Here is a 25,016-nt window from a genome sequence, read left to right on the forward strand (position 1 = left end):
CCTTTGCGGTGAAACCTGCTTTTAACCAACTTCTGCCCCGTGGCGAGCTAGAGCCCGGTGCAAAGGAGAACCAAATGTCTGAGCTCACCCGCGAGCAAGCCCAGGCCCTCATCGAAGAGGTGCTTGAGGTCTACCCCGAGAAGGCCAAGAAAGACCGCGCCAAGCACTTGATGGTGAACGACAAGACCATCGAGCAATCGAAGAAGTGCATCACCTCGAACCGCAAGTCGGTACCGGGCGTGATGACCCAGCGTGGCTGCGCCTACGCCGGTTCGAAAGGCGTGGTCTGGGGCCCGATCAAGGACATCATCGACATCTCGCACGGCCCGGTGGGCTGCGGCGCGTACTCACGCGGCGGCCGCCGCAACTACTACGCCGGCACCTCGGGCGTGGATTCCTTCTGCGACATCAACTTCACCTCGGACTTCCAGGAGAAGGACATCGTCTTCGGCGGCGACAAGAAGCTCGCCAAGCTGATCGACGAACTCGAAGGCCTCTTCCCGCTCTCGAAGGGCATCTCGGTGCAGTCCGAGTGCCCGGTCGGTCTGATCGGTGACGACATCGAGGCGGTGGCGAAGAAGAAGCAGGCAGAAATCGGCAAGGTGATCGTGCCGGTGCGCTGCGAGGGCTTCCGCGGGGTTTCGCAATCGCTCGGCCACCACATCGCGAACGACGCGGTGCGCGACTGGATCATCTCGAACCGTGATGACAAGGCGTTCGAGAGCACGCCCTACGACGTCGCGATTCTGGGCGACTACAACATCGGTGGCGATGCGTGGGCCTCGCGCATCCTGCTCGAAGAGATGGGCCTGCGCGTCGTGGCGCAGTGGTCGGGCGACGGCACGCTGGCGGAGATGGAAAACACGCCGAAGGTGAAGCTGAACCTGCTGCACTGCTATCGCTCGATGAACTACATCGCGCGCCACATGGAAGAGAAGTACGCGATCCCCTGGCTTGAGTACAACTTCTTCGGCCCGACCAAGATCGCCGAGAGCCTGCGCGACATCGCCTCGCACTTCGACGACAAGATCAAGGAAGGCGCCGAGCGCGTGATCGCCAAGTACACCCCGGCGATGAACGCGATCATCGCCAAGTACAAGCCGCGTCTGCAGGGCAAGAAGGTGATGCTCTACGTCGGCGGCCTGCGCCCGCGTCACACCATCGGTGCCTATGAGGACCTGGGCATGGAAGTGATCGGCGCCGGCTACGAGTTCGCGCACAACGACGACTACGACCGCACGATGAAAGAGATGAAGGACGCCACCCTCATCTATGACGACGTGACCGGCTACGAGTTCGAAGAGTTCGTCCGCCAGCTCAAGCCCGATCTGATCGGCTCCGGGATCAAGGAAAAGTACGCCTTCCACAAGATGGGCGTGCCCTTCCGCCAACTGCACTCGTGGGATTACTCCGGCCCGTACCACGGCTTTGATGGCTTCGCCGTCTTCGCCCGCGACATGGACATGACCGTGAATAACCCGTGCTGGGGAATGCTCAAGGCCCCCTGGCTCAAGGAAGAAGAATCCACGGGCGAACTCAAGGCCGCCTGAGGTAGCTAGCCCCGGCTGCTGCGATACGGAATCCGGGGGGCTCCCCTGCCCCGGATTCCGCCCCGCGGCCCCTGTGGGCCCTGCCTGAATGTTGCGTGACTCCGTGCGGCATTGCGCCGCACGGCCGACCAAGCTTCACCCGCGTCCACAGCTAGATGGCCGGGCAAGGAGATGCAAGATGCAAACCGTCGAAGATACGAAACCGTGCTTCCCGCTCTTCAACGAGCCGGAATACCGCGACCTCATCACGAACAAGCGCGAGCAGTTCGAAGAGACCGTCTCGAAAGAGAAGATCGCCGAGACCTTTGCCTGGACGACGACCCAGGAATACCAGGATCTGAACTTCAAGCGCGAAGCGCTGACGATCAACCCGGCCAAGGTCTGCCAGCCGCTCGGCGGCGCCCTGTGCGGCATGGGCTTCGAAAAGACCATGGTCTACATCCATGGCTCGCAAGGCTGCGTGGCTTACTTCCGCACCTACTTCAACCGCCACTTCAAAGAGCCGATTGCCTTCATCGCCGACTCGATGACCGAAGATGCGGCGGTGTTCGGCGGCCAGAAGAACGTGCATGAAGGCCTGCAGAACGCGACCAAACTGTACGACGCGAAGATGATCGCGGTGTGCACCACCTGTATCGCGGAGGTCATCGGTGACGACCTGGGCGCCTTCATCGGCAACGCCCGCAAAGAAGGTCACGTCGAGAAGGACTTCCCGATCCCCTACGCGAACACCCCCTCCTTCGTCGGCTCGCATGTCACCGGCTGGGACAACATGTTCGAAGGCATCGTCAGCTACTTCACGCAAGCAACGATGGACGGCAAGGTCGTCGGCAGCAACAAGAAGATCAACATCGTTCCGGGTTTCGAGACCTACCTGGGCAACTACCGCGTGATCAAGCGGATGCTCAAGGAAATGGATGTCGACTTCACCTTCCTGTGCGACCCGGAAGAAGTGCTCGACACCCCCGCGAACGGCGAATACCAGATGTACGCCGGCGGCACCACGATCGATGAGGTGAAGGACGCACCCAACGCCTACACCACCTTCATGCTGCAGCCGACCACGCTGGAAAAGAGCAAGAAGTTCGTCGAGACCACGTGGAACCACGAAGTGCCGAAGATCAACATCCCGATGGGTGTTGAATGGACCGACGAGTTCCTGATGAAGGTCTCGGAAGTCACCGGCAAGCCGATTCCCGAATCGCTGCTGAAAGAACGGGGCCGCCTGGTCGACATGATGACCGACTCGCACGCTTGGCTGCACGGCAAGAAGATGGCGATGTTCGGTGACCCCGACTTCCTGCTCGGCCTCACCAAGGTGATGCTGGAACTGGGCATCGAGCCGACCCACATCGTCTGCAACAACAGCAACAAGCGTTGGGAAAAGGCGATGAAGAAGCTGCTCGAATCCTCGCCCTACGGCGTGCATGCCAAGCTGTATCCGGGATGTGACCTGTGGCACATGCGCAGCCTGTGCTTCACCGACAAGCCGGACTTCATCGTCGGCAGCACCTACGGCAAGACGATCCAGCGCGACACGCTCTACAAGGGCCCGGACTTCGAAGTGCCGCTGATCCGCCTGGGCTTCCCGATCTTCGATCGTCACCACCTGCACCGCATGACCACGCTGGGCTACGAGGGCGGCATGTACCTCGTCACCACGCTGACCAACGCAGTGCTGGAGCGGCTGGACGAGAAGACGAAGTTCATGAACGACACCGACTACAACTACGACATCGTTCGCTGATCGGCGGGGAGTGGGGAGCAAGGAGTAGGGAGTGGGGAGTAGGGGGTAGGAGCATTCGCGATCGGCACAGCCGATCGCCATCCAACCCACTCACTACTCACGACTCACTACTCACTACTCACAACTCCCTGCTCCCAACTCACCACTCCCGGATACCAACATGGCCAACATCATGGTGCGCAAAAGCGCAGACGGCGGACTCTCGTTCTACCTGCCCAAGCGCGACATCGAGGACAGCATCACCTCGATCGAGTTCGACACCCCGGAAAAGTGGGGCGGCGAAATCCGGCTCGGTAACGGCGGCGTCTATTTCATCGATCCGATCCCCGCCCCGGCGCGCCTGCCCATCTCGGTGCGGGCACGGCGGGTGGATGGGGTTGAGTGAGTTTGGCGCGTCGTGAGTGGGGAGTGGGGAGTGGGGAGTAACCCAAAAAGAGCGCTACGACTCACCACTCGCAACTCCCAACTCCCAACTCCCCAGAATCAAGGAGAACCATCATGGCAATGAAAATCATCGTCGCCGAATGCAGCAGCTGCGGCGACTGCATCAAGGTCTGCCCGACCAACTCGATCTTCGACAAGGGCGGCATCGTCAAGATCAAGGCCGACACCTGCAACGAATGCGAAGACAGCGACGACGGCCCGAAGTGCCAGGCCACCTGTGCCTCGGGCGACGCCTGCATCGTCTACATGTGACGCCTTTTGGGGAGTGGTGAGCAGGGAGTGGAGAGGAAAACCAGGGAACGCGTCCCTACTCGCTACTCCCTACTCGCTACTCCCCACTCGCTACTCCCCACTCACCCCCCTCCACCGCGCGAAGGAACCGGCATGAACACCTCGATCACCCGCGAAGCCGCACTGCGCATCGGTCTGGCCGCACGCGCGCTGAACGTGAGCCCGCGCGAGCTAACCCTCGCCCTGGCCGAAAAACTCGATCTGCCCCTGTCGGAAACCAAGCTTTCGACCTGCTCGGTCGAGGTGCTGCGCGAGGCGATGGATGGTGAGGGCGGCATCTGCGTCGCAGAGAAGGAAGACCTGAAGAACGCGGTGCGTCTGCTCTGGGGCGATGGCGTCAGCGGCAGCGAGCTGCCCCCGCTGGACGCCTACGCCGAGGGCGACATGCCCGGCTCGATCCGGCTTGCCTGCGCATCGAACCACGGCGAGATGCTCGACGGCCACTTCGGCTCCTGCGAGCGCTTCCTGATCTACCAGGTGTCCGCGACCGAAGCACGCCTGATCGCTGTGCGCCCGACGCTCGAAACCGAGTATGCCGAAGATAAAAACGTCGCCCGCGCGGCACTCATCGCCGACTGCGATGTGCTGTACGTGCAGTCGATCGGTGGCCCGGCCGCCGCCAAGGTGATCCGCGCCCAGGTGCATCCGGTGAAGCTCCCGCTGCCCGGCCCGGCGCGCGCGAGCGTGGCGCGCCTGCAAACCAGCCTCGCCAGCCCGCCGCCGTGGCTCGCCCGCGTCATGGGCATCGCGCCGCCATCGCTCAAGCGCTTCGAAACCGAGGACGAGAACGCATGATCACGCCAGAATTCCTCAAGCAGGTCTGCGCCGCACTGGCCAACGGCAACGCACGCATGCCCAGGGTGGACGCCTCACTGCGCGACGCCTTTCCCGGCGTGCCATTCACCGTCTGCAGCGACAACGACATCCCCTCGCGCCTGCAGCCGATGGCCTACGGTGAGGGTTTCGTGCTCTACGGCATCAATACCGGCGGCCATTGCGCAGCGCTCACGAGCGTTACCGAAGCCGCCACCGGCCTTGCGATCGCACTGACCGACGATGACGATTGAGCACGCCGCGGCGCCGCAGGCAGCCCCTGACACGCACGAACGCGACCGCTACGCCAGCTTCGTCGGGCTCGACTGCAACGGCCAGGCGCAACGCCTCGTTGCAATGCTGCGCCCCTACATCGAAGACCCGGCCAAGACCAACGGCTTCTGGCAGCTGTTCGCGCGCAAGCTCAATCCAACAAGCGGGCCGCGCCACGACGAGTTGTTCCTGATCCACGCGCACATCAACATCCTTCGCGACCAGCTCGAACTCCACCGCGACCAAGCCGCACTCGCGCTGCTCGAACAAATCGAAATCGAATGCTGCTAGTGCCGGCCCGCCTGCAAACCATCCGGACCCCGCCCCGATGAACATCCTGATCGTGCTGGCGCACCCCAAGCCTGCCAGCTTCAACCACGCCATCGCCACCTGCGTGCGCGACGCGCTGCTCGCCGCTGGCCACCAGGTCACGTTGCGCGACCTCTGCGCCGAAGGCTTCGACGCGAACTTCAGCGCCGACGAACTCGCACGCGGCAACATCGCCCCGCCGCAAGTCCGCGAACACGCCGACGCGGTGCTCGCGGCCGACGGCATCATCGTCGTGCACCCCAACTGGTGGGCGCAGCCGCCCGCGATTCTCAAGGGCTGGCTCGATCGCGTGCTGCGGCCCGGCGAGGCCTACCGCTTCGGCACCAACGACAAGGGCGAAGGCTGCGTGATCGGCCAGCTCAAGGCAAAGGCCGCACTGGTATTCACCACCTCAAATACGCCGCGCGAAGCGGAGCTTGCGCTCTACGGCGACCCGCTCGACAACCTGTGGAAGCGCTGCATCTGGGGCTTCTGCGGGATCGAACGCGTTGAGCGCCGCAACTTCGAGCCGGTGATCGCCAGCACGCCGGCGCTGCGCGAGCAATGGCTCGCCGACGCCGCCCTCATGGCGACCACGGTATTCGCCTGACTCTCAATCCCACACCGAAAGCCCCGCCCATGTGCGACCCCACCCAAGCCGGCGACACAGCCACCCTGCACCAGAAGTTCTGCCGCATGACGGGCGGCATCCCCTGCAAAGCCGTTCATGGCCTCAGCGCCCTGTTCGCCCGCGCCTTCAGTCGCAGCCCGGAACCCCACGCGGGCTGCAGCGGCCATGCGCCGTCCGGCGCGCAATCTGACGGGGCATCCGGTGCCCACGGCTGCGGCTGTGGCGGGCACGCCCACGCCAAGGCGGGCGCCTGCGGCGGCGAGCACCAGGCCTCGCATGCAGGCGAAGGCTGCTGCGGTGGCGGCAAGGGGCATCAGGGCGGCACTGGCAAAGGTGCTTGTGGCTGCGGCGGCAAGGCCGCGCATTCTGCCGAATCAGGCACGCCCCAGCGCTGACGGCCGCGCCCGCGGTGCGCCGGCCCAAACCCGCGAACCGGCATCGCCGGCGCTACGCTGATCCGGCCCAGCGCTGCGGCACGCGCCACGGCGCCGATTGAGGCCCGCCTACAGCGGCGATCACGCCATCGGGCGTGACACGGCAGGTAAGGCAGGTGACCAGAAATGTCATCTACCCCTCTGTGTGAAGCGCCCGGGCAGGATCGTGGCCACCCGATCGGCCATGAAACAGGGGGTTTTTGGACATCCGCACAACAGGCTGTTGCGTGCAATGCACCTGGCATGGGCGCTGCTTGTTGCTGGCCTCCAGCCAACACTCGAGAACGGCCCCGGCGGCCGATTGCCATGCAGATCCATGCTCTTGCGATAGCCGGTTGGCAAACGACGATCCTGCGCTGCGGCACCGTCGTGCTCATGGTCTGCCTGCTCAACGGCTGCGCGGCGCTTGCGGTAAGCCTTGCCGGGGCCGGCGCCAGTGCGGGCCTGGCACACCAGATCAACGGCACCGCATCGCGTGCCTTCAGCGAACCTTTCAGCAAGGTCGACGCGGCCGTGCGCATCGCCACCAAACGCATGCAGCTGGAAGTCGATGAAGTGGCCAGTACCGATAGAGGCCAGATCACCAAGGCTCGCGTCAGCACCCTGGACGTTTCGATCGAGCTCGAGCCGCTCTCGCCCACCCTCACCCGCGTCAGCGTGGTCGCGCGCAGGGATCTGCTGCGGGTAGACGGCGCAACCGCCGCCGAAGTGGTGACCCAGATCGAACGCTCGCTTGCCGCCATCGCCGTCGCCGAGACCGCCCCCAGCGCGACACCGGCCAAGGCCGAAAGCGGCCGTCTCGCGCGCGAAGAGCCCCCGCGCACCCGCACCCGCAAGACCAGCGCCCCGGCCAAAGGCAAAACCACGATCTGATTTCGCCCGCCCCGGCAAGGCACGGGGCAAGGCAAGCGGGCCGATCAGTTGCCGTAGCCCAGATCCTCGATCTCGATCAGCCGCCCGTCCTCAAAGGTGAGCTGCTGCATGAACTGGCTCGGGCCGAGGTTGTAGATCCACTCCTCGATCGTCACCGGCACCTGGGTTTCCTGCTCCACCGCACCGGTCGTGCGCGGCGTGCTGCCCACCACCATCGGATTGCGGACCTTGGTCGTGCGCCAGATCACCCGCGTTTCTTGCGACATGGGCGCGCCACAACGCTTGGTAACCTCGACTTTCTTCAAACCGACGTCGATCACATAGCCCTCGCATCGGAAGGCTGCCGCTGCGGGCGCAGACGCGAGGGCCACGAACGCTGACAGGAACATGGCGGCAAGAAACTTCGATCTCATCGGCGGGCGCCTGTGCTGGGTTGAACAACCGGTGAATCGCCTGCGAGGCGTGCGTGCAAGATTACTCCAGCAACGCGACAGCCTTCACCTGCGCCCACACCCAACGCGCGGGCGCCAGATCGAGTTGACTGACAGCCCGGCGGGTTACCCGCGCAAACAGGCGCGTGCCAGCCGCATCCAGGCCGACAAGGCACTGTGCCGGATCATCGGCCGGCGCAATCGAGGTCACCGTGCATGCGAAGCGGTTCTGGATACTCGATGCGTGATCCCCGCTCAGCGCGATGCTGACATCACGCGCAAGGATGCGTACCCGCACCGCGCGGCCGACTTCGAGCGGGCGGTGCGAAACCGAGATGTTGCCGCCGGCGAAGCGCAGATGCGTGAGGTGCCACTCCGCTTCATGGCTGGCGACTTCGGCACTGATCACCACGCCGGCTTCGTGTTCGCGCGCCAGCGGCAGATCGAGCCGTGCCAGCGCCTCGCTCAGCGGTGCGCTGGCAAGCACCTTGCCTTGTTCGAGCAGCACCAGGTGATCGGCGAGGCGAGCGGCCTCTTCGATCTGGTGGGTCACGTACAGCAGCGGAATTTCGAGTGCGTCGTGCAGACGTTCGAGGTAAGGCAGGATCTCCTGCTTGCGTGCGGTGTCGAGCGCCGACAGCGGCTCGTCCATCAGCAGCAGGCGCGGGCGCGTCAGCAAGGCGCGTGCAATCGCAACGCGCTGTCGTTCACCGCCCGAAAGCCTGTCGGGCGCGCGATCGAGCAAGTGGCCGATGCCCAGCAGCGCGACGATGCGATCCACTTCCGCCGCATCCACGCCGCCCGCGGTGCGGCGCATGCCGTAGACGAGGTTGCGGCGCACATCGAGGTGAGCGAACAGGCTCGCCTCCTGGAACACGTAGCCGATCGGGCGCTGCCAAGGTGGAATGAAGCGGCCGGCGGCATCGTCTTGCCAGACTTCGCCGTTGATCGAGAGAAAGGCCTGCGATGCCCGCTCAAGGCCGGCCACGCAGCGCAAGGCGGTGGTCTTGCCCGATCCGGAATGGCCGAACAACACCGTCACGCCCTTGCCGGGTAAGGCCAGGTCCACGTCAAACGAGAAGCCGGGATAGGCGTGGCGCGCACGCAGAATGATGGCCGCGTCCTTATCCATGAGCGCGGCTCCGGCGTGCTTGCGGGTTGAGGGTGTAGAGCAAGAGCAGCACGGTGAAGGAGAACGCCACCATGCCGCCGGCAAGCCAGTGCGCTTGCGCGTACTCCATCGCCTCGACGCGATCAAAAATCTGCACCGAGATCACGCGCGTCACCCCCGGGATGTTGCCGCCAATCATCAGCACCACACCGAACTCGCCCACCGTGTGCGCGAAGCCGAGGATCGCGGCGGTCAGGAATCCGGGCCGCGCGAGCGGCACCACCACGGTCCAGAACGTATCCCAGGGCGAGGCTCGCAGCGTGGCAGCCACTTCCAGCGGGCGTGGCCCGATCGCCTCGATCGCGTTCTGCACCGGTTGCACCACAAAGGGCATCGAGTAGAAGGTGGAGGCGATCACCAGCCCGCCAAAGCTGAAGGGCAGCAAGCCGATTCCCAACGCCTGGGTGAGCTGCCCGATCGGCCCGTTCGGCCCCATCAAGAGCAGCAGATAGAAGCCCAGCACCGTCGGCGGCAGTACCAGCGGCATCGCCACCAGAGCGCTGACGATGCCGCGCAGGCGCGAGCGGGTATGCGCCAGCCACCACGCAATCGGCGTACCGACGATCAGCAGCAGGATCGTCACGGTGGTCGCGAGTTGCAGCGTCAGCCATACCGCAGCCCAGTCCTGGGCATCGAGAAACGGCATATCAAGACTCCTTGCCAGGCAGATGCCCGGTTCCGTAAATCAGAGCGCGTAGCCGTATGACTTGATGATCGCCCGCGCCGCCTCACCCTTCAGGAACTGCATCAGGGCTTGGGCCGCCGGCTGCGCGGCGCCCTTGCTGAGCAACACCGCATCCTGGCGGATCGGCGAGTACAGATCGGCGGGCAGCACCCACGCAGAACCGCTCGCGATCGCCCCATCCTTCCAGATCAACGAGAGCGCAACGAAGCCCAGATCCGCATTACCGGAGGCGACGAATTGATATGCCTGCGTGATGGTTTCGCCCTGCACCAGCTTCGCCTGCACGCCCTCATGGAGCCCAAGCTTCTTCAGGGCCTCAATCGCCGCAGCGCCGTAGGGCGCGGTCTTCGGATTTGCGAGCGCGAGTCGCTCGAAAGCGCCTTTCTTCAACACATTGCCGTCCGCATCCACGAAACCGGGCTTGCTGCTCCACAGCACCAGTTTGCCCACGGCATAGGTGAAGCGACTGCCCTTCGCTGCGAAACCCTCGCTTTCAAGTTTCGCCGGCGTTTCGTCGTCGGCAGCAAGAAAGACCTCGAACGGTGCGCCATTCTTGATCTGCGCGTAGAACGCGCCGGTCGATCCGGTCGCCACCACCGCCTTGTGGCCGGAGGCCTTCTCGAACTCGGCCGCGATCTTCTGCATCGGGGCGGTGAAGTTGGCCGCGACCGCCACTTTCACCTCGTCGGCATGGGCCAGTGCGGCGAAACCGAACAAACAGATTGCCAGCAAGCGTTTCATCCTTACTTCCTTTCGGTTCAGAGGGGGTCAATCGAATGCGGTGAGGGTGACGCTGGAGGCCTTGAACACCGCGCACACGCGTCTGCCTTCCTGAAGATCGAGTTCGGCAAGCGCCTCGCGGGTGATCAGCGCGTTGACGCTGCGGCCGGTCGGCAGCGCCAGCGTGATGTCCACCGACACCGGCCCGGCATGGATGCGTGACACCTCGCCCCACAGCCGGTTGCGGGCCGAGAGCCGCACGCGATCGTCCGTCAGCAGAATCACCGCCGACGCATTGACCCAGGCATGCAGCTCACGGCCGATGTTCAGCCGCATCTGCTCGGCGCCTTCGCGCGAGATGTGCGCGACGATCTCGTTTTGGCCATCGATGCGCACGCCCACTTCGAAGGTCACCTCGCCGGCGCGCAAGCTCGTCACCGGCCCAACGAACTGATTGCTCGCGCTGGTCGTGACACCAACGCTGCGCATCAGGCGCCGCAGGGAATGCGGATCAGCGTCTGCCGGGCTGGCGAGCCGCGCCGTGACGCGATCGAGCGCAAGCTGGTACTCCGATTCGAGTGCGCGGAACATCGCCACCACATGGCGGCCGTAGTCGGTGAGCACCGTGCCACCACCATTGCGGCCGCCCACCACACGCTCGACCAGGGGCTGGTCGGCGAGGTTGTTCATTGCATCCACCGCATCCCACGCCGCCTTATAGGAAAGCGGCACCGCCTTGGCTGCCTGCGAAATTGACCCGCTTGCGTCGATCGCTTCCAGCAGGCGAATTCGCGTGTCGCCCAGGAAACTCCCGGCGTCCACATCCACGCCAAAACGCCCGATCAAACGACTCAGCTTCATTGCCGCCACCTCACCCACAAATCGTCGCTATAGTTCCGCGAATATATCGCAGCACAAACATAGCCACGATTGGGCCGAACGAATTTCAACGGCGCTATGGTTGTGTTGTCGGCAGCGGGGCAAATAGATTCTGGGGCGGCGACACGCTTGTGCGCCCTCCCCTCATCCCCACAAGGCTCATCACCATGAAAATCAGCGCACGCAATGTTTTTGAAGGCACCATCACCGCGCTCTCGATTGGCCCGGTCAGTGCAGAAGTCGAAGTTGTCACGGCGGGCGGCGACCGGCTGGTAGGCACGATCACGCAGGGCAGCGTTCAATCGCTGGGCCTTGCGATCGGCAAGGCGGCGTTCGCGATCGTCAAGGCCTCGAACGTCATGATCATGACCGAAAGTGCCAGCGTGAAACTCTCCGCCCGCAACTGCCTCACCGGTACCGTGGAGAAGATCGTCGAAGGTCCGGTCAGCGCCGAAGTCGTGCTCAAACTCCCCGGCGGCGCGCAGGTATTCGCCAGCATCACACGCGAAGGCGCCGAGGCCCTGGGGCTCAAGCCGGGCGCTGCCGCCACCGCGGTGATCAAGGCCTCGTCCATCATCATTGGCGCGGCGGACTGAGCTACAGCCGCCAAAGGGCCTGCGCCTGCGCGGAAGCTCCGTGCTGGCGCACAAGCGCTTCGGCGAGCGCGCCAAAGCAGCCGGCACTCCGTTCAAACAGCGTCCTCGCCTCATCGTGGCATCTCGTCGGCGAAGCTGAAGAAGCTGCGCGATTGCGCACAATCTTCGTTGCTTGATAAGCAGCGGAAGATCAACCAGCGACCATCAATCAGCCGCCATGCGACCAGACGCTCCCAGTAGCCCGGCACCAGGTAGAACTCGTCATCGTCATCCGAGCGCAGCGTGTTGAGCACGAAGTAGTGAGCGCAATAGCAGGGCTCGTCATCCACCTCATATCCCACCACTCGTTCGGCGAGCATCTCGTACTCGCGAAAGCGCGAAAACAGTGTCGGCGAAACCACCTGCCCGGCCCACTCCCGCGGCAACTCGCGGCGCCAGTCCACTTCGTCGGATTCCGGCGTGGAGCGGCGGCAGGATCGCGCAGGATCGCCCTTGGGCTTTCCCGGTTCCCGACATCGGTTTCGAATGCTCGCATTCATCTGAGTCAGCCTTCGGCGCTTTCGCTATACACGGTCGGATACAGCGAAAACCATGCCACATCGCCCGATCGAAAAACGAACGCGGGGGCCTCAGATCGCCTCGAAGACGACTTTCACGTCGCGTGGCACAGAGAAATGGGGGGCTGAGCGGTGACGCACAGCGTCGGAAAGTACACACTCCACCAGCTATACCTCCGGCCCGAAGCACAGCGGCAAGTCACTGCAATCGGCGCAGTTGGGCGACTTGCAGATCGGCACTTCGGCGCGCTGGCAGAGCTGGCGGTAGAAGAACTTCTTCCACTTCATGTCGCGATCGTTCAGCGCCGCGAGGGTGGGGAAGCGCAGATGCAGGATCGCCGACAACTCGCGCCGCGAGGGCAAGCCCATGTCTTGCCAGAGGTGCTCGTCACGCTGCGCGGCGGTGGCGATCGTCGCGGCGAGCCAGGTGGATAGCTCATCGCGGGGCGCCGCATGTTCGCAGAGCAGGTCAAAGAGTTCGTCGAACTCGTCAAAGGGGGAATCGGCGCTGCGGCCGTTATGCAGCGGCGCGCCGGGCATGCAGTGCTCGCAAAGCCGCGCGAAGGCTTTGTCGGACAAACCCCGGATCAGCGGCTGCGCGCCAAGGCGCTGGCTCTTGGCAATGCCACAGGCGAGCACCAGGTGCTCGAGTGACGGTTCGCCTTCGGCAAGGCATGAAAGGCTTGGTTCGGGTGCATTCATCGCGAACTCCTTTGGCCTGACTCCAGCAAGGATCAGACCACGTGCCACACCACAAGGCCACCGGCGATCGGCGTTGCGCCGCTGTGCCAATGCCTACATTTTGTCGGATTCGCCACGCGGGCCCGGCACCCGGAATGCAGGCCGAGCGGGCCTTGCGGGGGGCGGGCACAGCGCTTGCAAAGAGGGGGGCAAGATCCAGCCAGGCCACGACAGTGAAAGCCTCCGACATCACCGCCCTGCAAAACGAACCCGCTTGCGCCCATAACAAGGACGAGAAGAGCGGCTGCGCGCGCCCCAAACCGGGCGCCACGGCAGGCGGCTGCAGCTTCGACGGCGCGCAGATCGCGTTGCTGCCGATCGCCGATGTCGCGCACATCGTGCACGGGCCGATAGGCTGCGCCGGCAATTCGTGGGACAACCGCGGCACCCGCTCATCCGGGCCGGCGCTCTACCGCACTGGCATGACGACCGATCTGAGCGAGCAGGACGTGATCATGGGGCGCGGCGAAAAGCGCCTGTTCCATGCCATCAAGCAGGCGATCGACGAGCACGCGCCGGCCGCCGTCTTCGTGTACGCCACCTGCGTCACCGCGCTGATCGGCGACGACCTTGGTGCGGTGTGCAAGGCGGCCCAGGCGCGCTGGGGTGTGCCGGTGGTGCCGGTGGACTGCGCAGGCTTCTACGGCAGCAAGAATCTGGGCAACCGCATCGCGGGCGAAACCATGCTCGAGCATGTGATCGGCACCCGCGAGCCTGAACCGGTGTCGGTGGCCTGGGTGCCGGGCCAGCGGGTTCACGATGTGAGCCTGATCGGCGAGTACAACATCGCCGGCGAATTCTGGAATGTCGCGCCGCTGTTCGACGAACTCGGGCTGCGCATCATCGGCACGCTATCGGGCGATTCGCGCTATCGCGAGGTGCAGACGCTGCACCGCGCCGAAGCGAGCATGGTGGTGTGCGCCAAGGCACTGCTGAACGTTGCACGCAAGCTGGAGAAACGCTGGGGCGTGCCCTACTTCGAAGGCAGTTTCTACGGCGTGGCCGATACGTCTGAGGCGCTGCGCGCCTTCGCCGGCTTGCTGCGCGATGCGGATCTGAGTGCGCGCACCGAAGCGCTGATCGCCCGCGAGGAAGCCTGGATCAACGCCGCGCTCGAACCTTGGCGTGAGCGCCTGCACGGCAAGCGCGTGCTGCTCTACACCGGCGGCGTGAAGTCGTGGTCCATCGTCTCGGCGCTGCAGGATCTAGGCATGCAGGTCGTTGCCAGCGGCACCAAGAAGTCCACCGCCGAGGACAAGGCACGCATTCGCGATCTGATGGGCGACGACGCCGTGATGATCGAGGACGGCAGCCCCAAGGCCTTGCTCACCGCATACAAGGACTTGCGCGCCGACATCCTCATCGCCGGCGGTCGCAACCTCTACACCGCGCTGAAGGCACGCATCCCCTTCCTCGACATCAACCAGGAACGCGAGTTCGGCTACGCCGGCTATCGCGGCATGCTGGAACTGGCACGCCAGCTTGCGCTGAGCCTCGAAAGCCCGGTCTGGGAAGCGGTGCGCAAGCCGGCGCCCTGGGCCATTGGCAGCAAAGCGGAAGGAGCCTGAGATGGCCGAAGTCATCAAACGCAGCAAGCCGCTGGCGGTCGACCCGCTCAAAACCAGCTCAACGCTCGGCGCTTGCCTCGCCTTCCTCGGCCTGCAGCGCGCGATACCGCTGATGCATGGCGCGCAGGGCTGCACCGCGTTCGGCAAGGTCTTCCTGGTACGGCACTTCCGCGAAACGATTCCGCTGCAGACCACGGCGATGGATCAGATCGCCACCGTGATGAGCTCGGACGAGAACGTCATCGAAGGCCTGAAAACCCTGTGCGAGAAGAGCGCACCCGACGTGATCGGCCTGCCCACCACCGGCATCTCGGAAACCCAGGGCAGTGATGTGCACCGCCTGGTGCGCGAGTTCCGCGCCGCGTATCCGCAGTACGCGCACATCGCCATCGTGGCGGTGAATACGCCGGACTACGTCGGCAGCCAGGAAAGCGGCTATGCGCTGGCGCTCGAAGCGATCATCCGCGACATGGTGCCGCACACGCGCCACGCAGGCCGCCGCCACCGGCAGGTGAATGTGCTGCCAAGCGCCGCGCTGACACCGGGCGACATCGAAGTGATCAAGGACTGGTGTGCCGAATTCGGCCTGCGTGCCGTCGTGCTGCCGGATCTGGGCGACTCGCTCGACGGCCACCTGATCGAAGCCGAACACACGCCGCTGACGCTCGGCGGCACACCACGCAGCGAGATCGCCGCAATGGGCGAATCGATTGCGACGCTGGTAATCGGCGACTCGCTGGGCCGTGCCGCCGACGCGCTGCTGCGGCAAACCGGCGTGCCCGATGTGCGCTTTGGCCACCTGATGGGGCTCGACGCCTGCGACCGCTTCACCCAGACCCTCGCCGAACTGAGCGGCAACGCGGTGCCGCCGCGCATCGAACGCGCCCGCGCGCAATTGCAGGACGCAATGGTCGACAGCCACTTCATGACCGGCTTCCTGCGCGTGGCGATTGGTGGCGAGCCCGACATGCTCGCCGGCATGGTGGCCTTGCTGCATGGCGCCGGCTGCGAAGTGGTGGCCGCCGCCACGCCGGTAAAGGCCGACTCGCTCGCTGCCCTGCCCTGCGCCACGGTGCAGGTGGGCGATCTGCAGGATCTGGAACAGGCCGCGCGCGCAGCGCAGGCGCAACTTCTGATCGGCAGCTCGCACGCGGTGCAGTGCGCCGAGCGACTTGGCGTACCGCTGCTGCGCGCCGGCTTTCCGCAGTACGACCGGCTCGGCGGTTTCGCGCGGGCCTGGGTGGGCTACGGCGCCGCGCGCCAGGCCCTCTTCGACCTCTCAAATCTCGTCCTGGAGCATCACCATGACATCCCTGCCTACCGATCCGTGTTCTGGTCAGGCGGACCCCGCGACCGCGAAGAACACCCCCTCGCTTCGCAAAGTCGCGCTGGCCTGGTCCGCCACTGACCGCGAGCCGGGCACGCTGCGGGTGGCTTTTGCCAGCCGCGACCGCACCCATGTGGATCAGCACTTCGGCGCCGCCGAGGGCTTCGTCCTCTACGCGGTCGACGCGGAGCGTGCCCGGCTGGCGGGGGTGCTGGAGTTCGCCCCCGAGAGCATGGACGGCAACGAGAGCAAGCTCGCGCAGAAGATCGAGGCGCTCAAGGGCTGTGCGGCGGTGTACTGCCTTGCGGTGGGCGGCTCTGCGGTGCGCCAGCTGCTCGCCGCCGACATCCAGCCGATGCGCCTGGATGCGCAAAGCGCGATCGAGCCGCTGCTCGTGTCGCTACGCCGCGCGATCAGCGATGGCGGGGTGCACTGGATCGAGCGACGCATCAATCGCGACGACGCAGAAGACCGTTTTGAACGCATGGCCGCCGAGGGGTGGGACGAATGATCGAGCGCCGCGCACGGGTCATCGCCCGCAACGCCACCACGATGCAAGTGGCGGTGGAAGCCGCCAGCGCCTGCGCCGCCTGCGGCGCGCGTAAGGCCTGTCAGGGCGACGCGGCCGAGCGCCTGATCACCCTGCCGGCTGCGCCCGGCGTGGCCGCTGGTGAAGCGGTATCGCTCTCGCTTGATCTGCAGCGCCTCACGCAAGGTGCATTGCTCGCCTACCTGCTGCCTGCGTCGTGCCTGCTCGCTGGCGCACTGATTGGCGAAACCCTGCAAGGCAGCAACCTGGGCGCCATGCTCGGCGCCTCGCTCGGCCTGCTTGCCGGCCTGGTCGGCGCGCGACAGCTGAGCCGCCGGCTTGGCGATGCCTGGGCCCAACCGAGCGTTACGGCTTGTCATTCCCCCACTGTAGTCCGGAGCACTCAACCATGAACACAGCAGTCACCACCGACCCGCTATTCGAAACGGATTTCATGCGCGAGATGCTGCGCCAGATGCGCGCACTCGACAGCTACGGCGTGCACGACGGAAAGACTGCCGAGCAGCTGCTCGGCCCCTTCGTGCTAACGAAAGAAGCGCGCGCGGCGATTCCGGTACTGGGCGACCCGGATGAAGTGGCGCTCTCGCGCATCCGCGCCTTCTACAACGCGATTGCGGTGCTGATCGAAAAGGAGTGCGGCAGCATGGCCGTGCCGCTGGTGCACCTGTCGCACGAAGGCTTTGGCCGCGTGCTGATCACGGTGGGCCGCCTGGTCGCGCTCGACCGCCGCTTGCGCGATGTGCACCGCTTTGGCTTCGACAGTTTCTCGAAGATGAAGACCGAAGCCGACACCCAGCTTGCGCTCGCGATTGAGCTGGTGGGTCGCCACCCCGACGTGGCCGGTCTGTAGGCGAGGCACGAGATGGATGACGCCACCCGCGCCGCACTCGACAAGGACGTGAAACGGCTCAAGCGCATCGCCGCTGAGTGGGCCGGCCAACTGCACGACCTGGTCGAAGACCGCCTGCCGGCCGCCTACGCCGAGATCCCCGGCATTGCGCAGTCGACCTTCGACGCCTGCAAGGCCTGGGCCGACGCCGATGCGCGGCTGCGTGCCGCCACTACCGATTAGTCCCCCCCGAATCATTCGATTCATTCACATCCCTGGAGTTTGAAAATGGCAGACGAAATTACAGGCATCACCCGCGGCGGCAAGCCATGGACCCCCGAGTTCGCGATTGCGCTGGACGCCAAGAAGTGCATCGGCTGTGGCCGTTGCTACAAGGTGTGCACCCGCGACGTGCTGGAACTGATCGACCGCAGCGAAGACGACCTGCCGGAAGATGACGACGACGATGACAGCGAGAGCATTTCGTCGGTCATGGCGCTCGCCGACCCGATGGACTGCACCGGCTGCGGCGCCTGCAGCCGCGTCTGCCCGAAAGACTGCTTCACCCACAGCCCTCTGCCGCTCGCAGCCTGAGCCAGGCTGCCCGCAAGCAGGCGCCACCGGCCCCGCCCCCGCGCGGCCGGTGGCGCCGCTTTGCACCCGGCGCGTGTAAACCGCAAGCGATTCAGCCTTGTGGGGTTTACGAACAGCGCCCTGTCGCAAGTCCGACAATCGCCCCGACAAACGTCGCCCCAAGCCCGGCTGCACGCGCCTTTGCGTCGCATCGCCCGGATTGGCACACGCCTTGCGTTGGTGTGCTGGCACGCACCCGGAATCGTGGTGCATCCGAAAAGTTGTCAAGGAGCCAGCCATGTGGGACTACACCGAAAAGGTTAAAGAACACTTCTTCAACCCACGCAACGCCGGCTCGCTCGAAAGCGCCAACGCCGTCGGTGATGTGGGTTCGATCCAATGCGGCGATGCGCTGCGCCTGATGCTCGATGTTGACCCGGCAACCGAGATCATCCGCGATGCCCGCTTCCAGACCTTTGGCTGCGGCTCGGCGATTGCGTCCAGCTCGGCACTGACCGAGATCGTCAAGGGCAAGACGCTCGACGAAGCGCTGAAGATCAGCAACCAGGACATCGCGGCCTTTCTCGACGGCCTGCCGCCGGAGAAGATGCACTGCTCGGTGATGGGACGCGAAGCGCTGCAGGCCGCGATTGCGAACTACCGCGGCGAAGCCTGGCAAGACGATCACGAAGAAGGTGAGCTGATCTGCAAGTGCTACGCGATCGACTCGGCGCTGATCGAACGCGTGGTGCGCGAAAACGGACTCACCACGCTTGAGCAGGTCACCAACTTCACCAAGGCCGGCGGCGCCTGCGCCTCGTGCCACGAGAAGATTGAAGACGTACTCATCGGCATCGTCGCGGCCCGCTGCGAAGCCGGCGCGATCGAGGCCGCCCCGGCCGTGGCCGCGCCCGAACCGGTTGCCGCAGCGCCCGCCGAAAAGCCGCGCATGACCAACCTTCAACGCATGCGCAAGATCGAAGAGATCATCGAATCGGTCCGCCCGATGCTGCAAAAGGACAACGGCGACATCGAAGTGGTCGACATCGTCGGCAAGAACATCTACGTCAATCTGAAAGGCGCCTGCATGGGCTGCGCGCTAGAGGCGGCCACGCTCGGCGCGATCCAGCAAAAGCTGTTCGAGGATCTGGGCGAGTACGTGCGCCTCTTGCCCGCCAGCCAGCTCGAGATGGCGCGCTGAACGCGCCGCCAGGAACATCCGACCCCCCAACGGAGCGCCCGACCATGAAACCGATCTATCTCGACAACAACGCCACCACGCCCTGCGACCCGGCCGTCGTTGAAGCCATGCTGCCCTTCTTTACCGAGCAGTTCGGCAACGCCTCATCAATCCACAGCTTCGGCAACCAGGTGGGCATCGCGCTGAAGAAAGCACGCGCGCAGATCCAGGCTTTGCTCGGCGCCGAGCACGACTCGGAAATCATCTTCACCTCGGGCGGTACCGAGTCGGACAACACCGCGATTCTCTCCGCGCTCAAGGCCCAGCCCGATCGCAACCAGATCATCACCACCGTGGTCGAACACCCCGCCGTGCTCGCCTTCTGCGACCGGCTGGAGAAGGAAGGCTACGTGGTGCACAAGCTGCGCGTGGATGGCCGCGGGCGGCTCGACATGGACGAGTACCGCGCGCTGCTGACCGACCGCGTCGCGATCGTTTCGGTGATGTGGGCCAACAATGAAACCGGCACGATCTTCCCGGTCGAAGAGATGGCCGAGTACGCGCACGCACGCGGCATCCAGTTCCACACCGACGCGGTGCAAGCGGTGGGCAAGCTGCCGATCGACCTGAAGCGCACCAAGATCGACATGCTTTCGCTCTCGGGCCACAAGCTGCATGCGCCCAAGGGCATCGGCGTGCTCTACCTGCGCCGCGGCACGCGCTTTCGCGCGCTGCTGCACGGCGGCCAGCAGGAACGCAGCCGCCGCCCCGGCACCGAAAACGCACCCGGCATCATCGCGCTCGGCAAGGCGGCGGAACTGGCCATGCAACACATGGATACCGAGAACACCGACGTGCGCTACCTGCGCGACAAGCTTGAGAAAGGTATCCTCGCCCGAGTGCCACGCGCCTTCCCGAACGGCGATCTGCACTGCCGCCTGCCCAACACCAGCAACATCGCGTTCGAGTTCGTCGAAGGCGAAGGCATCCTGCTGTTGCTGAACAAGCTGGGCATCGCGGCCTCCAGCGGATCGGCCTGCACATCCGGCTCGCTTGAGCCCTCGCATGTGATGCGCGCGATGGGCATCCCCTACACCGCCGCGCACGGCAGCATCCGTTTCTCGCTCTCGCGTTACAACACACTCGAAGAAATCGAGCGCGTCATCGAAGCGGTGCCGCCGATCATCGAGCAGTTGCGCAAGATCTCACCCTACTGGGGCGAAGCCGGCCCCGCCGCGGACCCGGCCAGCCGCTTCCAGCCCGCCTACGCCTGAGCCAAGCGCGCGTCGCGGCCACCGCGGCTGCGACGCGCGAGCGGGTTTCCATGGCCGCCGCACGGCGGCACAATCGGCGCATGTGCGCCGACTACAACCCAGCACGGGCCCAGCATCTGGAACGGATGCAGATCGGCCCGCATGTCATTGCCCCACCGGGCTTCGCCTACCGCGAAACCTTCCCCGGCGGCCTTGCGCCTTTCCTCGCCAACCTGCTGCCCGCTGAATGGCTGCCAGGCCTGTTCGGCATGGTGCCGCACTGGGGCGATCCGGCGAAGCTCGCGCGCATGACCTACAACGCCCGCAGCGAAACCGTGGCGGACAAGCCAAGCTTCCGCAATGCGTGGAGGTCGTGCCAGTTCGGCCTGATTCCGGCTGAAAGCCTGTTCGAGCCCAACTACGAAAGTGGCAAGGCGGTGCGCTGGCGGATCGAACGCCACGACGGCGCCCCTTTCATGCTGGCCGGCATCTGGGAGCAGCGCCGCCACGACGCCGGGCCGGCGCATTGGTCCTTCGCAATGCTGACGATCAACGCCGACGAGCACCCCTTGATGCGCCGCTTCCATAAACCGGGGGAAGAAAAGCGCGCCGTGGTCGTGCTTGATCCCGACGACTGCGAGGGCTGGCTGAGCGCGCGCACCGATGCGCAGGCGCGCAGCTTTCTGCGGCCCTTTGATCCGGACCTGATGCGCGCCAGCGCCGATCCGCTCCCACCGCGTAGCAAGCCGTCGCGCTGAGCGCGGGGCAGGCGCCCGGACTCAAGTTCGCGCCGTCTTCGCCGTGATTGTTGTGGAGGAAGCCTCCGCAACGCGCGCCCGCCACGCGGTCTCCAAGGCACCCGCAATCCAAGAAGAACGATGAGTCGATATCGCAGCCTCACCGCCCCTGCCCTGATCCTGTACGCCGCCGCGTCGGTACTCGGCGCACTGGGGGCGTTTGCCGCGCCCCCCGTGCTTGCGCCCTGGCTCCACCCCAGCGCGGGCGGCATGGCGCTCGCCGCAGCCGCAGCCTTGCAGGGCGGTGCGCGCATCGGCCGCGCCTGGCTGGGCTTCATCGGCTTCTGCACCGCGCTCACCGCGCTCCCCTTGCTGCCGGGCGTACCCACGCCGCCAACCGGCTTGGCCGCCACGCTCTGGCCCGCGTCGATACCGCCCTGGCAGGCGGCGCTGATGCTGCTTTGGGCGGCTGCGGCGATTGCACTCGCGCTGCGCCCGGGCAAACGTGTCCGCCGCGCCGCAATGCTCACGGCCGCCGCGATCGCGTCCGCCGGCCTGCTCGGCGCGATCAGCACGGTCCTGCGCCTGCCCTTGATCTACGCCATGCCGCAGCTGCCCGCGCCACCGCTGGCCGGCTCCGCCACCTTGCTCGGCCTCGGGCTGGTGCTGGCGATGCAATGCCGGGCGCACCGCCCTGAACAACTGGGCGAGGAAGTACGCGTCACGCGGATCGGCATCGGCTTTCTGGTGGTGGTGACGCTCGCGACAACGCTCACAACGCTGGCGGCACTGCAAACCCAGATCGAACGTTCGCTCTACCAGCAGCAAAGAATGACGGCGCGCAACCGCGAGCTGGTCTTTCACTACGCCACCGAACGCCTGTACTTCGACGCCAACGTACTGCTGAAAGATACCGAGATCGGCCGCCTCGCCACGCTGGCACAGAAACGCAAGGACGATGCCACGCTGCGGCGGCTGTTCCAGCAGATTCAGGGGCAGGTGCCTTTCCGCGTGGTGCGCAGCTTCCAGGTCATCGGCCGCGACGGCCAGATCCTCACCGAACGGGGCACGCTGACGCAGGCCGAAACGCTCTGGCGCGACACGAAGGGCGCCATCGACCTGCAGATGAAGTGGCACGACGGCCTGCCCTTCGCGCAGCTCCGGCTGCGCATCGACCTGCCCGGCGAGGGCCATGTGGCCGATCTGCTGCTGGAGCAGACCGTATCCCCGTGGGAACAACTGATCGGCGACACCTATGACCTGGGCCGCACCGGCGTGATGTCGGTCTGCGGCTTCATCAGCGAACAGGTGCGATGCTTTCAGTCCGGTTCGCAGGATCGCCTGTGGACCCCGCGCGCGGGTTCGGCCATGCGCGAGGCGGTCGACGACGCGCTCAATGGCCACAGCAGCCCCGATTGGGACCCGCTGATCGTGCGGGGCGACGACGGCCACCCCAGCGTGCTGGTGTACGCCCCGCTGGGGCGCGTTGGCATGGCAATGGGGGTGGCCGGCAACGGGATCGTCATGATGGTGGCGCAGGACGCGCATGAATTCTACGAACCGGTGCGCAAGCAATGGCACCGGATCCTGCCGGCGGTGCTTGCCGTGCTGCTCATTGCGGGCTGGTCGCTGCGGCGAATCGTGCGCCCGCTCATCAGTGCCCTGCGCGACAAGGAGGCGCGGTTCCGCGAGCTGACCGAGCTTTCTTCCGACTGCTACTGGCAGATGGACGACAAGCTGCGCTTTTCGGAAATCGTCGGCAAAGACCTATCGGGCGCGGGCATCCTGCTCGGACGCTGGCTTGGCCGCGACGTGACCCACCTGCCGCTGCACCACGACGACCGCACGCGGGCGGCCAACATCCGCGCCGCGATGGAACAGCGCACCCGCTTCACCGACGAACTGCTCAGGATCACCGAGGGCGACGGCCTGCGCTACCTGATGCTTTCCGGCGCCCCGCAGTACGATGCGCGCGGCCGCTTTGTCGGCTACCGGGGGATCGGCCGCGACATCACGCGCCAACGTCAGGCCGAAGAACGCCTGCGGCGCGCGCAGACCGACCTGCTGCGTGCCGAGCGCATGGCTTCGCTTGGCAGCCTGGTGGCCGGCGTTGCGCATGAAATGAACACCCCGATCGGCAATTGTGTCGTCACCGCCAGCGCGCTGGCTGAAGAGGCCAGCCGCTTCGAGCAACTGGCCAACGATGGCCGCATGCGGCGAGCCGATCTGAGCGACTTCACCGCGTATGTGCGCGAGGCAATGCAGTTGTTGCGCAGCGGGCTCGATCGCGCAGCCGGCACGATCCGCAAGTTCAAGGAAGTGGCGGTTGACCAGTCGAGCGACCGACGCCTGCGCTTTGAACTGAGCAGCAAGCTCAGCGACATCGTCGGCCTGCTCAACCCGACCCTGACCCGACGCGGCATCGTCCTCGTTGCGCACACGCCCGCCGGCATCGAAATGGACAGCTTCCCCGGCGCCCTTGCCCAGATCGTCGATAACCTGGTGCTCAACGCCCTGACGCACGCCTTTGAAGGGCGCGAGCGCGGGCGGATCGAGCTGCATGTAAGCCTCTTGCCGAACGACTGCATCCGCCTGGTACTGCGCGACGATGGCGTGGGCATCGAGCGCCTGCTGCTCGACCGCGTCTTCGAGCCCTTCTTCACCACCCGCCTTGGTGCCGGCGGCAGCGGGCTGGGGCTATACATCGTGCGGAACATCGTGCAGGAAGTGCTGGCCGGCAGCATCTCGGTGGCGAGCGACCCCGGTCTGGGCACCACCTTCACGCTGGAATTCCCCCGCATCACGCCGGAAACCGGCGCCCCGCATCCCGAGGCGCTGCGCTAATCGGCGGCGCGATCGTCCCGCTGCGGGGCGATCGCGGGCCGCACCAGTGCCTCGGTCAGCTCTGGCGCACAGAACTCGACGAAGCGGTACACGAATCCACGCAGGTAATGGCCCCGCCGTACCGCGATGCGCGTGGTGTTCTCGTCGAACAGGTGCTTGCTGTCGATCATCTGCAAACCGCGATCGCGTGCCGGGTTGAAGGCCACCGACGCGACGATGCCAAGCCCGAGTTCCAGTTCAACGTAAGTCTTGATCACGTCCGCGTCGAGCGCCGAGATCACGATGTCGGGCACCAGGCCCGCCGCCGCGAAGGTAGCGTCGATACGCGCGCGGCCGGTGTAGCCCTCGTGGTAAGTAATCAGCGGGTAGTCAGCAATCGCCGCAAGTGTCAGCGGCTGGACCTGGGTGAGCGGATGCCCGTCGGGCACGATCACCGCGTGATGCCAGCGGTGATACGGGAAGGTGACGATCTCGGGCAAACCATCGAGCGCCTCGGTTGCGATCCCGAGGTCCGCATCCCCCGACCTCAGCATCTCGGCAATCTCGGCGGGGCTGCCCTGATGCAGGGCCAGATGCACCTTCGGATAGGCCTGCTTGAAGCGCTTCACCACCGCCGGCAGCACATAGCGCGCCTGCGTATGCGTGGTGGCGACCGTCAGCTGGCCTTCGTCGCGTTTGCTGAACTGATCTGCCAGGCGCTTGATGTTGCGGGCATCGAGCAGCATGCGTTCGACAATCGCCTCGAGCTCCTTGCCTGGCTCGGTCAGGCCAAGCAAACGCTTGCCGCGCCGGACAAAGAGTTCGACCCCGAGTTCGTCTTCCAGATCCTTGATGTGTTTGCTCACGCCAGACTGCGAGGTGAACAGCGCATTGGCCACCTCGGTCAGGTTGAAGTTCTGGCGAACCGTTTCGCGGATGATCCTCAGTTGCTGGAAGTTCATGTTCAGTGTCCGGTGCAGTGCGCGTTGAGACGGCGCATTATCAGTCCAGGCCTTGCATGCAATCAGCGC

General features: G+C 65.3%; 30 protein-coding genes. 22 read left to right on the forward strand and 8 right to left on the reverse strand.

Features of this window, described 5'->3' with window-relative positions; genetic code table 11:
* Positions 1-74 precede the first annotated feature (74 nt).
* The 10 genes from nifD (at position 75) to OPU71_RS00895 (ending at position 7,365) form a co-directional block, all read left to right on the forward strand.
* On the forward strand, positions 75-1,550 hold the full coding sequence (gene nifD, locus OPU71_RS00850) for a nitrogenase molybdenum-iron protein alpha chain (RefSeq protein ID WP_267724034.1): 1,476 nt from the start codon (positions 75-77) through the stop codon (positions 1,548-1,550).
* 178 nt (positions 1,551-1,728) lie between these two features.
* Positions 1,729-3,297: a nitrogenase molybdenum-iron protein subunit beta gene (gene nifK / locus OPU71_RS00855; protein ID WP_267724036.1), complete on the forward strand. Its 1,569-nt coding sequence runs from the start codon at positions 1,729-1,731 to the stop codon at positions 3,295-3,297.
* A 160-nt stretch (positions 3,298-3,457) separates the two neighbouring features.
* The gene (nifT, locus tag OPU71_RS00860) at positions 3,458-3,682 is read left to right on the forward strand and encodes a putative nitrogen fixation protein NifT (RefSeq protein ID WP_267724038.1); all 225 of its coding nucleotides are present in this window, start codon (positions 3,458-3,460) and stop codon (positions 3,680-3,682) included.
* Between the two features lie 113 nt (positions 3,683-3,795).
* Positions 3,796-3,993 (forward strand): 4Fe-4S binding protein, encoded by a 198-nt coding sequence (locus OPU71_RS00865; RefSeq protein WP_267724041.1) that lies wholly within the window; start codon positions 3,796-3,798, stop codon positions 3,991-3,993.
* A 132-nt stretch (positions 3,994-4,125) separates the two neighbouring features.
* Positions 4,126-4,827 carry a dinitrogenase iron-molybdenum cofactor biosynthesis protein gene (locus OPU71_RS00870; protein ID WP_267724043.1) on the forward strand — a complete coding sequence of 234 codons (702 nt, stop codon included), beginning with the start codon at positions 4,126-4,128 and terminating at the stop codon, positions 4,825-4,827.
* Positions 4,824-5,099, forward strand: coding sequence for a DUF6129 family protein (locus OPU71_RS00875; RefSeq protein ID WP_267724045.1), 276 nt, complete (start codon positions 4,824-4,826; stop codon positions 5,097-5,099). Before OPU71_RS00870 ends, OPU71_RS00875 begins: the two co-directional genes overlap by 4 nt.
* Entirely contained in the window at positions 5,089-5,409 is a 321-nt protein-coding gene (cowN, locus tag OPU71_RS00880) for a N(2)-fixation sustaining protein CowN (protein WP_267724047.1), read from the forward strand. Before OPU71_RS00875 ends, cowN begins: the two co-directional genes overlap by 11 nt.
* 37 nt (positions 5,410-5,446) lie before the next feature.
* Positions 5,447-6,037 (forward strand): NAD(P)H-dependent oxidoreductase, encoded by a 591-nt coding sequence (locus OPU71_RS00885; protein ID WP_267724049.1) that lies wholly within the window; start codon positions 5,447-5,449, stop codon positions 6,035-6,037.
* Between the two features lie 29 nt (positions 6,038-6,066).
* Entirely contained in the window at positions 6,067-6,453 is a 387-nt protein-coding gene (locus tag OPU71_RS00890; RefSeq protein ID WP_267724051.1) for a hypothetical protein, read from the forward strand.
* 345 nt (positions 6,454-6,798) lie between these two features.
* Positions 6,799-7,365, forward strand: a complete 567-nt coding sequence (locus tag OPU71_RS00895; protein WP_267724053.1) for a DUF3568 family protein — start codon at positions 6,799-6,801, stop codon at positions 7,363-7,365.
* Between the two features lie 44 nt (positions 7,366-7,409).
* On the opposite strand, the gene OPU71_RS00900 is transcribed toward OPU71_RS00895, so the two are convergent.
* The 5 genes from OPU71_RS00900 to OPU71_RS00920 all read right to left on the reverse strand — a co-directional run bounded on the left by OPU71_RS00900 (position 7,410) and on the right by OPU71_RS00920 (position 11,233).
* Entirely contained in the window at positions 7,410-7,778 is a 369-nt protein-coding gene (locus OPU71_RS00900; protein WP_267724055.1) for a DUF2845 domain-containing protein, read from the reverse strand.
* 61 nt (positions 7,779-7,839) lie between these two features.
* Complete coding sequence (gene modC / locus OPU71_RS00905; RefSeq protein WP_267724057.1) at positions 7,840-8,928, reverse strand: molybdenum ABC transporter ATP-binding protein; 1,089 nt, start codon at positions 8,926-8,928, stop codon at positions 7,840-7,842.
* The gene (gene modB / locus OPU71_RS00910) at positions 8,921-9,613 is read right to left on the reverse strand and encodes a molybdate ABC transporter permease subunit (protein WP_267724059.1); all 693 of its coding nucleotides are present in this window, start codon (positions 9,611-9,613) and stop codon (positions 8,921-8,923) included. The genes modC and modB overlap by 8 nt, the downstream gene beginning before the upstream one ends.
* Positions 9,614-9,652: 39 nt before the next feature.
* Positions 9,653-10,393, reverse strand: a complete 741-nt coding sequence (gene modA, locus OPU71_RS00915; RefSeq protein WP_267724061.1) for a molybdate ABC transporter substrate-binding protein — start codon at positions 10,391-10,393, stop codon at positions 9,653-9,655.
* A 27-nt stretch (positions 10,394-10,420) separates the two neighbouring features.
* The gene (locus OPU71_RS00920) at positions 10,421-11,233 is read right to left on the reverse strand and encodes a TOBE domain-containing protein (protein WP_267724063.1); all 813 of its coding nucleotides are present in this window, start codon (positions 11,231-11,233) and stop codon (positions 10,421-10,423) included.
* Positions 11,234-11,418: 185 nt separating this feature from the next.
* Here OPU71_RS00920 and OPU71_RS00925 point away from each other — a divergent pair, with 185 nt between their 5' ends.
* A complete protein-coding gene (locus OPU71_RS00925) occupies positions 11,419-11,847 on the forward strand; it encodes a TOBE domain-containing protein (RefSeq protein WP_267724064.1) in 429 nt (142 codons plus the stop codon).
* A gap of 110 nt (positions 11,848-11,957) precedes the next feature.
* Here the strand turns inward: OPU71_RS00925 and OPU71_RS00930 are convergent, their stop codons facing one another.
* Together OPU71_RS00930 and OPU71_RS00935 are read right to left on the reverse strand one after the other, a co-directional pair.
* A complete protein-coding gene (locus OPU71_RS00930; RefSeq protein ID WP_267724065.1) occupies positions 11,958-12,290 on the reverse strand; it encodes a hypothetical protein in 333 nt (110 codons plus the stop codon).
* Positions 12,291-12,572: 282 nt separating this feature from the next.
* Positions 12,573-13,106, reverse strand: coding sequence for a nitrogen fixation protein NifQ (locus OPU71_RS00935; protein ID WP_267724066.1), 534 nt, complete (start codon positions 13,104-13,106; stop codon positions 12,573-12,575).
* A 212-nt stretch (positions 13,107-13,318) separates the two neighbouring features.
* On the opposite strand from OPU71_RS00935, the gene nifE reads away from it, so the two are divergent.
* The 11 genes from nifE to OPU71_RS00990 all read left to right on the forward strand — a co-directional run bounded on the left by nifE (position 13,319) and on the right by OPU71_RS00990 (position 24,006).
* Entirely contained in the window at positions 13,319-14,713 is a 1,395-nt protein-coding gene (nifE, locus tag OPU71_RS00940; protein ID WP_267724067.1) for a nitrogenase iron-molybdenum cofactor biosynthesis protein NifE, read from the forward strand.
* A gap of 1 nt (position 14,714) precedes the next feature.
* Positions 14,715-16,121, forward strand: a complete 1,407-nt coding sequence (nifN, locus tag OPU71_RS00945; RefSeq protein WP_267724068.1) for a nitrogenase iron-molybdenum cofactor biosynthesis protein NifN — start codon at positions 14,715-14,717, stop codon at positions 16,119-16,121.
* On the forward strand, positions 16,018-16,551 hold the full coding sequence (locus OPU71_RS00950) for a NifB/NifX family molybdenum-iron cluster-binding protein (RefSeq protein WP_267724069.1): 534 nt from the start codon (positions 16,018-16,020) through the stop codon (positions 16,549-16,551). Before nifN ends, OPU71_RS00950 begins: the two co-directional genes overlap by 104 nt.
* Positions 16,548-16,982: a SoxR reducing system RseC family protein gene (locus OPU71_RS00955; protein ID WP_267724070.1), complete on the forward strand. Its 435-nt coding sequence runs from the start codon at positions 16,548-16,550 to the stop codon at positions 16,980-16,982. The genes OPU71_RS00950 and OPU71_RS00955 overlap by 4 nt, the downstream gene beginning before the upstream one ends.
* Positions 16,979-17,440, forward strand: a complete 462-nt coding sequence (locus OPU71_RS00960; protein ID WP_267724071.1) for a NifX-associated nitrogen fixation protein — start codon at positions 16,979-16,981, stop codon at positions 17,438-17,440. Before OPU71_RS00955 ends, OPU71_RS00960 begins: the two co-directional genes overlap by 4 nt.
* A 12-nt stretch (positions 17,441-17,452) precedes the next feature.
* Positions 17,453-17,662, forward strand: coding sequence for a CCE_0567 family metalloprotein (locus tag OPU71_RS00965; RefSeq protein WP_267724073.1), 210 nt, complete (start codon positions 17,453-17,455; stop codon positions 17,660-17,662).
* 45 nt (positions 17,663-17,707) lie between these two features.
* Positions 17,708-18,013: a ferredoxin III, nif-specific gene (fdxB, locus tag OPU71_RS00970; RefSeq protein WP_267724075.1), complete on the forward strand. Its 306-nt coding sequence runs from the start codon at positions 17,708-17,710 to the stop codon at positions 18,011-18,013.
* 277 nt (positions 18,014-18,290) lie between these two features.
* On the forward strand, positions 18,291-19,193 hold the full coding sequence (gene nifU / locus OPU71_RS00975) for a Fe-S cluster assembly protein NifU (RefSeq protein ID WP_267724077.1): 903 nt from the start codon (positions 18,291-18,293) through the stop codon (positions 19,191-19,193).
* 44 nt (positions 19,194-19,237) lie between these two features.
* Entirely contained in the window at positions 19,238-20,446 is a 1,209-nt protein-coding gene (gene nifS, locus OPU71_RS00980; protein WP_267724079.1) for a cysteine desulfurase NifS, read from the forward strand.
* A gap of 80 nt (positions 20,447-20,526) precedes the next feature.
* Positions 20,527-21,183, forward strand: coding sequence for an SOS response-associated peptidase (locus OPU71_RS00985; RefSeq protein ID WP_267724081.1), 657 nt, complete (start codon positions 20,527-20,529; stop codon positions 21,181-21,183).
* 120 nt (positions 21,184-21,303) lie between these two features.
* On the forward strand, positions 21,304-24,006 hold the full coding sequence (locus OPU71_RS00990; RefSeq protein WP_267724083.1) for a sensor histidine kinase: 2,703 nt from the start codon (positions 21,304-21,306) through the stop codon (positions 24,004-24,006).
* On the opposite strand, the gene OPU71_RS00995 is transcribed toward OPU71_RS00990, so the two are convergent.
* A complete protein-coding gene (locus OPU71_RS00995) occupies positions 24,003-24,947 on the reverse strand; it encodes a CysB family HTH-type transcriptional regulator (protein ID WP_267724085.1) in 945 nt (314 codons plus the stop codon). The two genes, OPU71_RS00990 and OPU71_RS00995, sit on opposite strands and share 4 nt — an antisense overlap.
* Positions 24,948-25,016 lie beyond the last annotated feature (69 nt).

This window comes from Niveibacterium sp. 24ML, assembly GCF_026586805.1.
Taxonomy (GTDB): Bacteria; Pseudomonadota; Gammaproteobacteria; order Burkholderiales; family Rhodocyclaceae; genus Niveibacterium.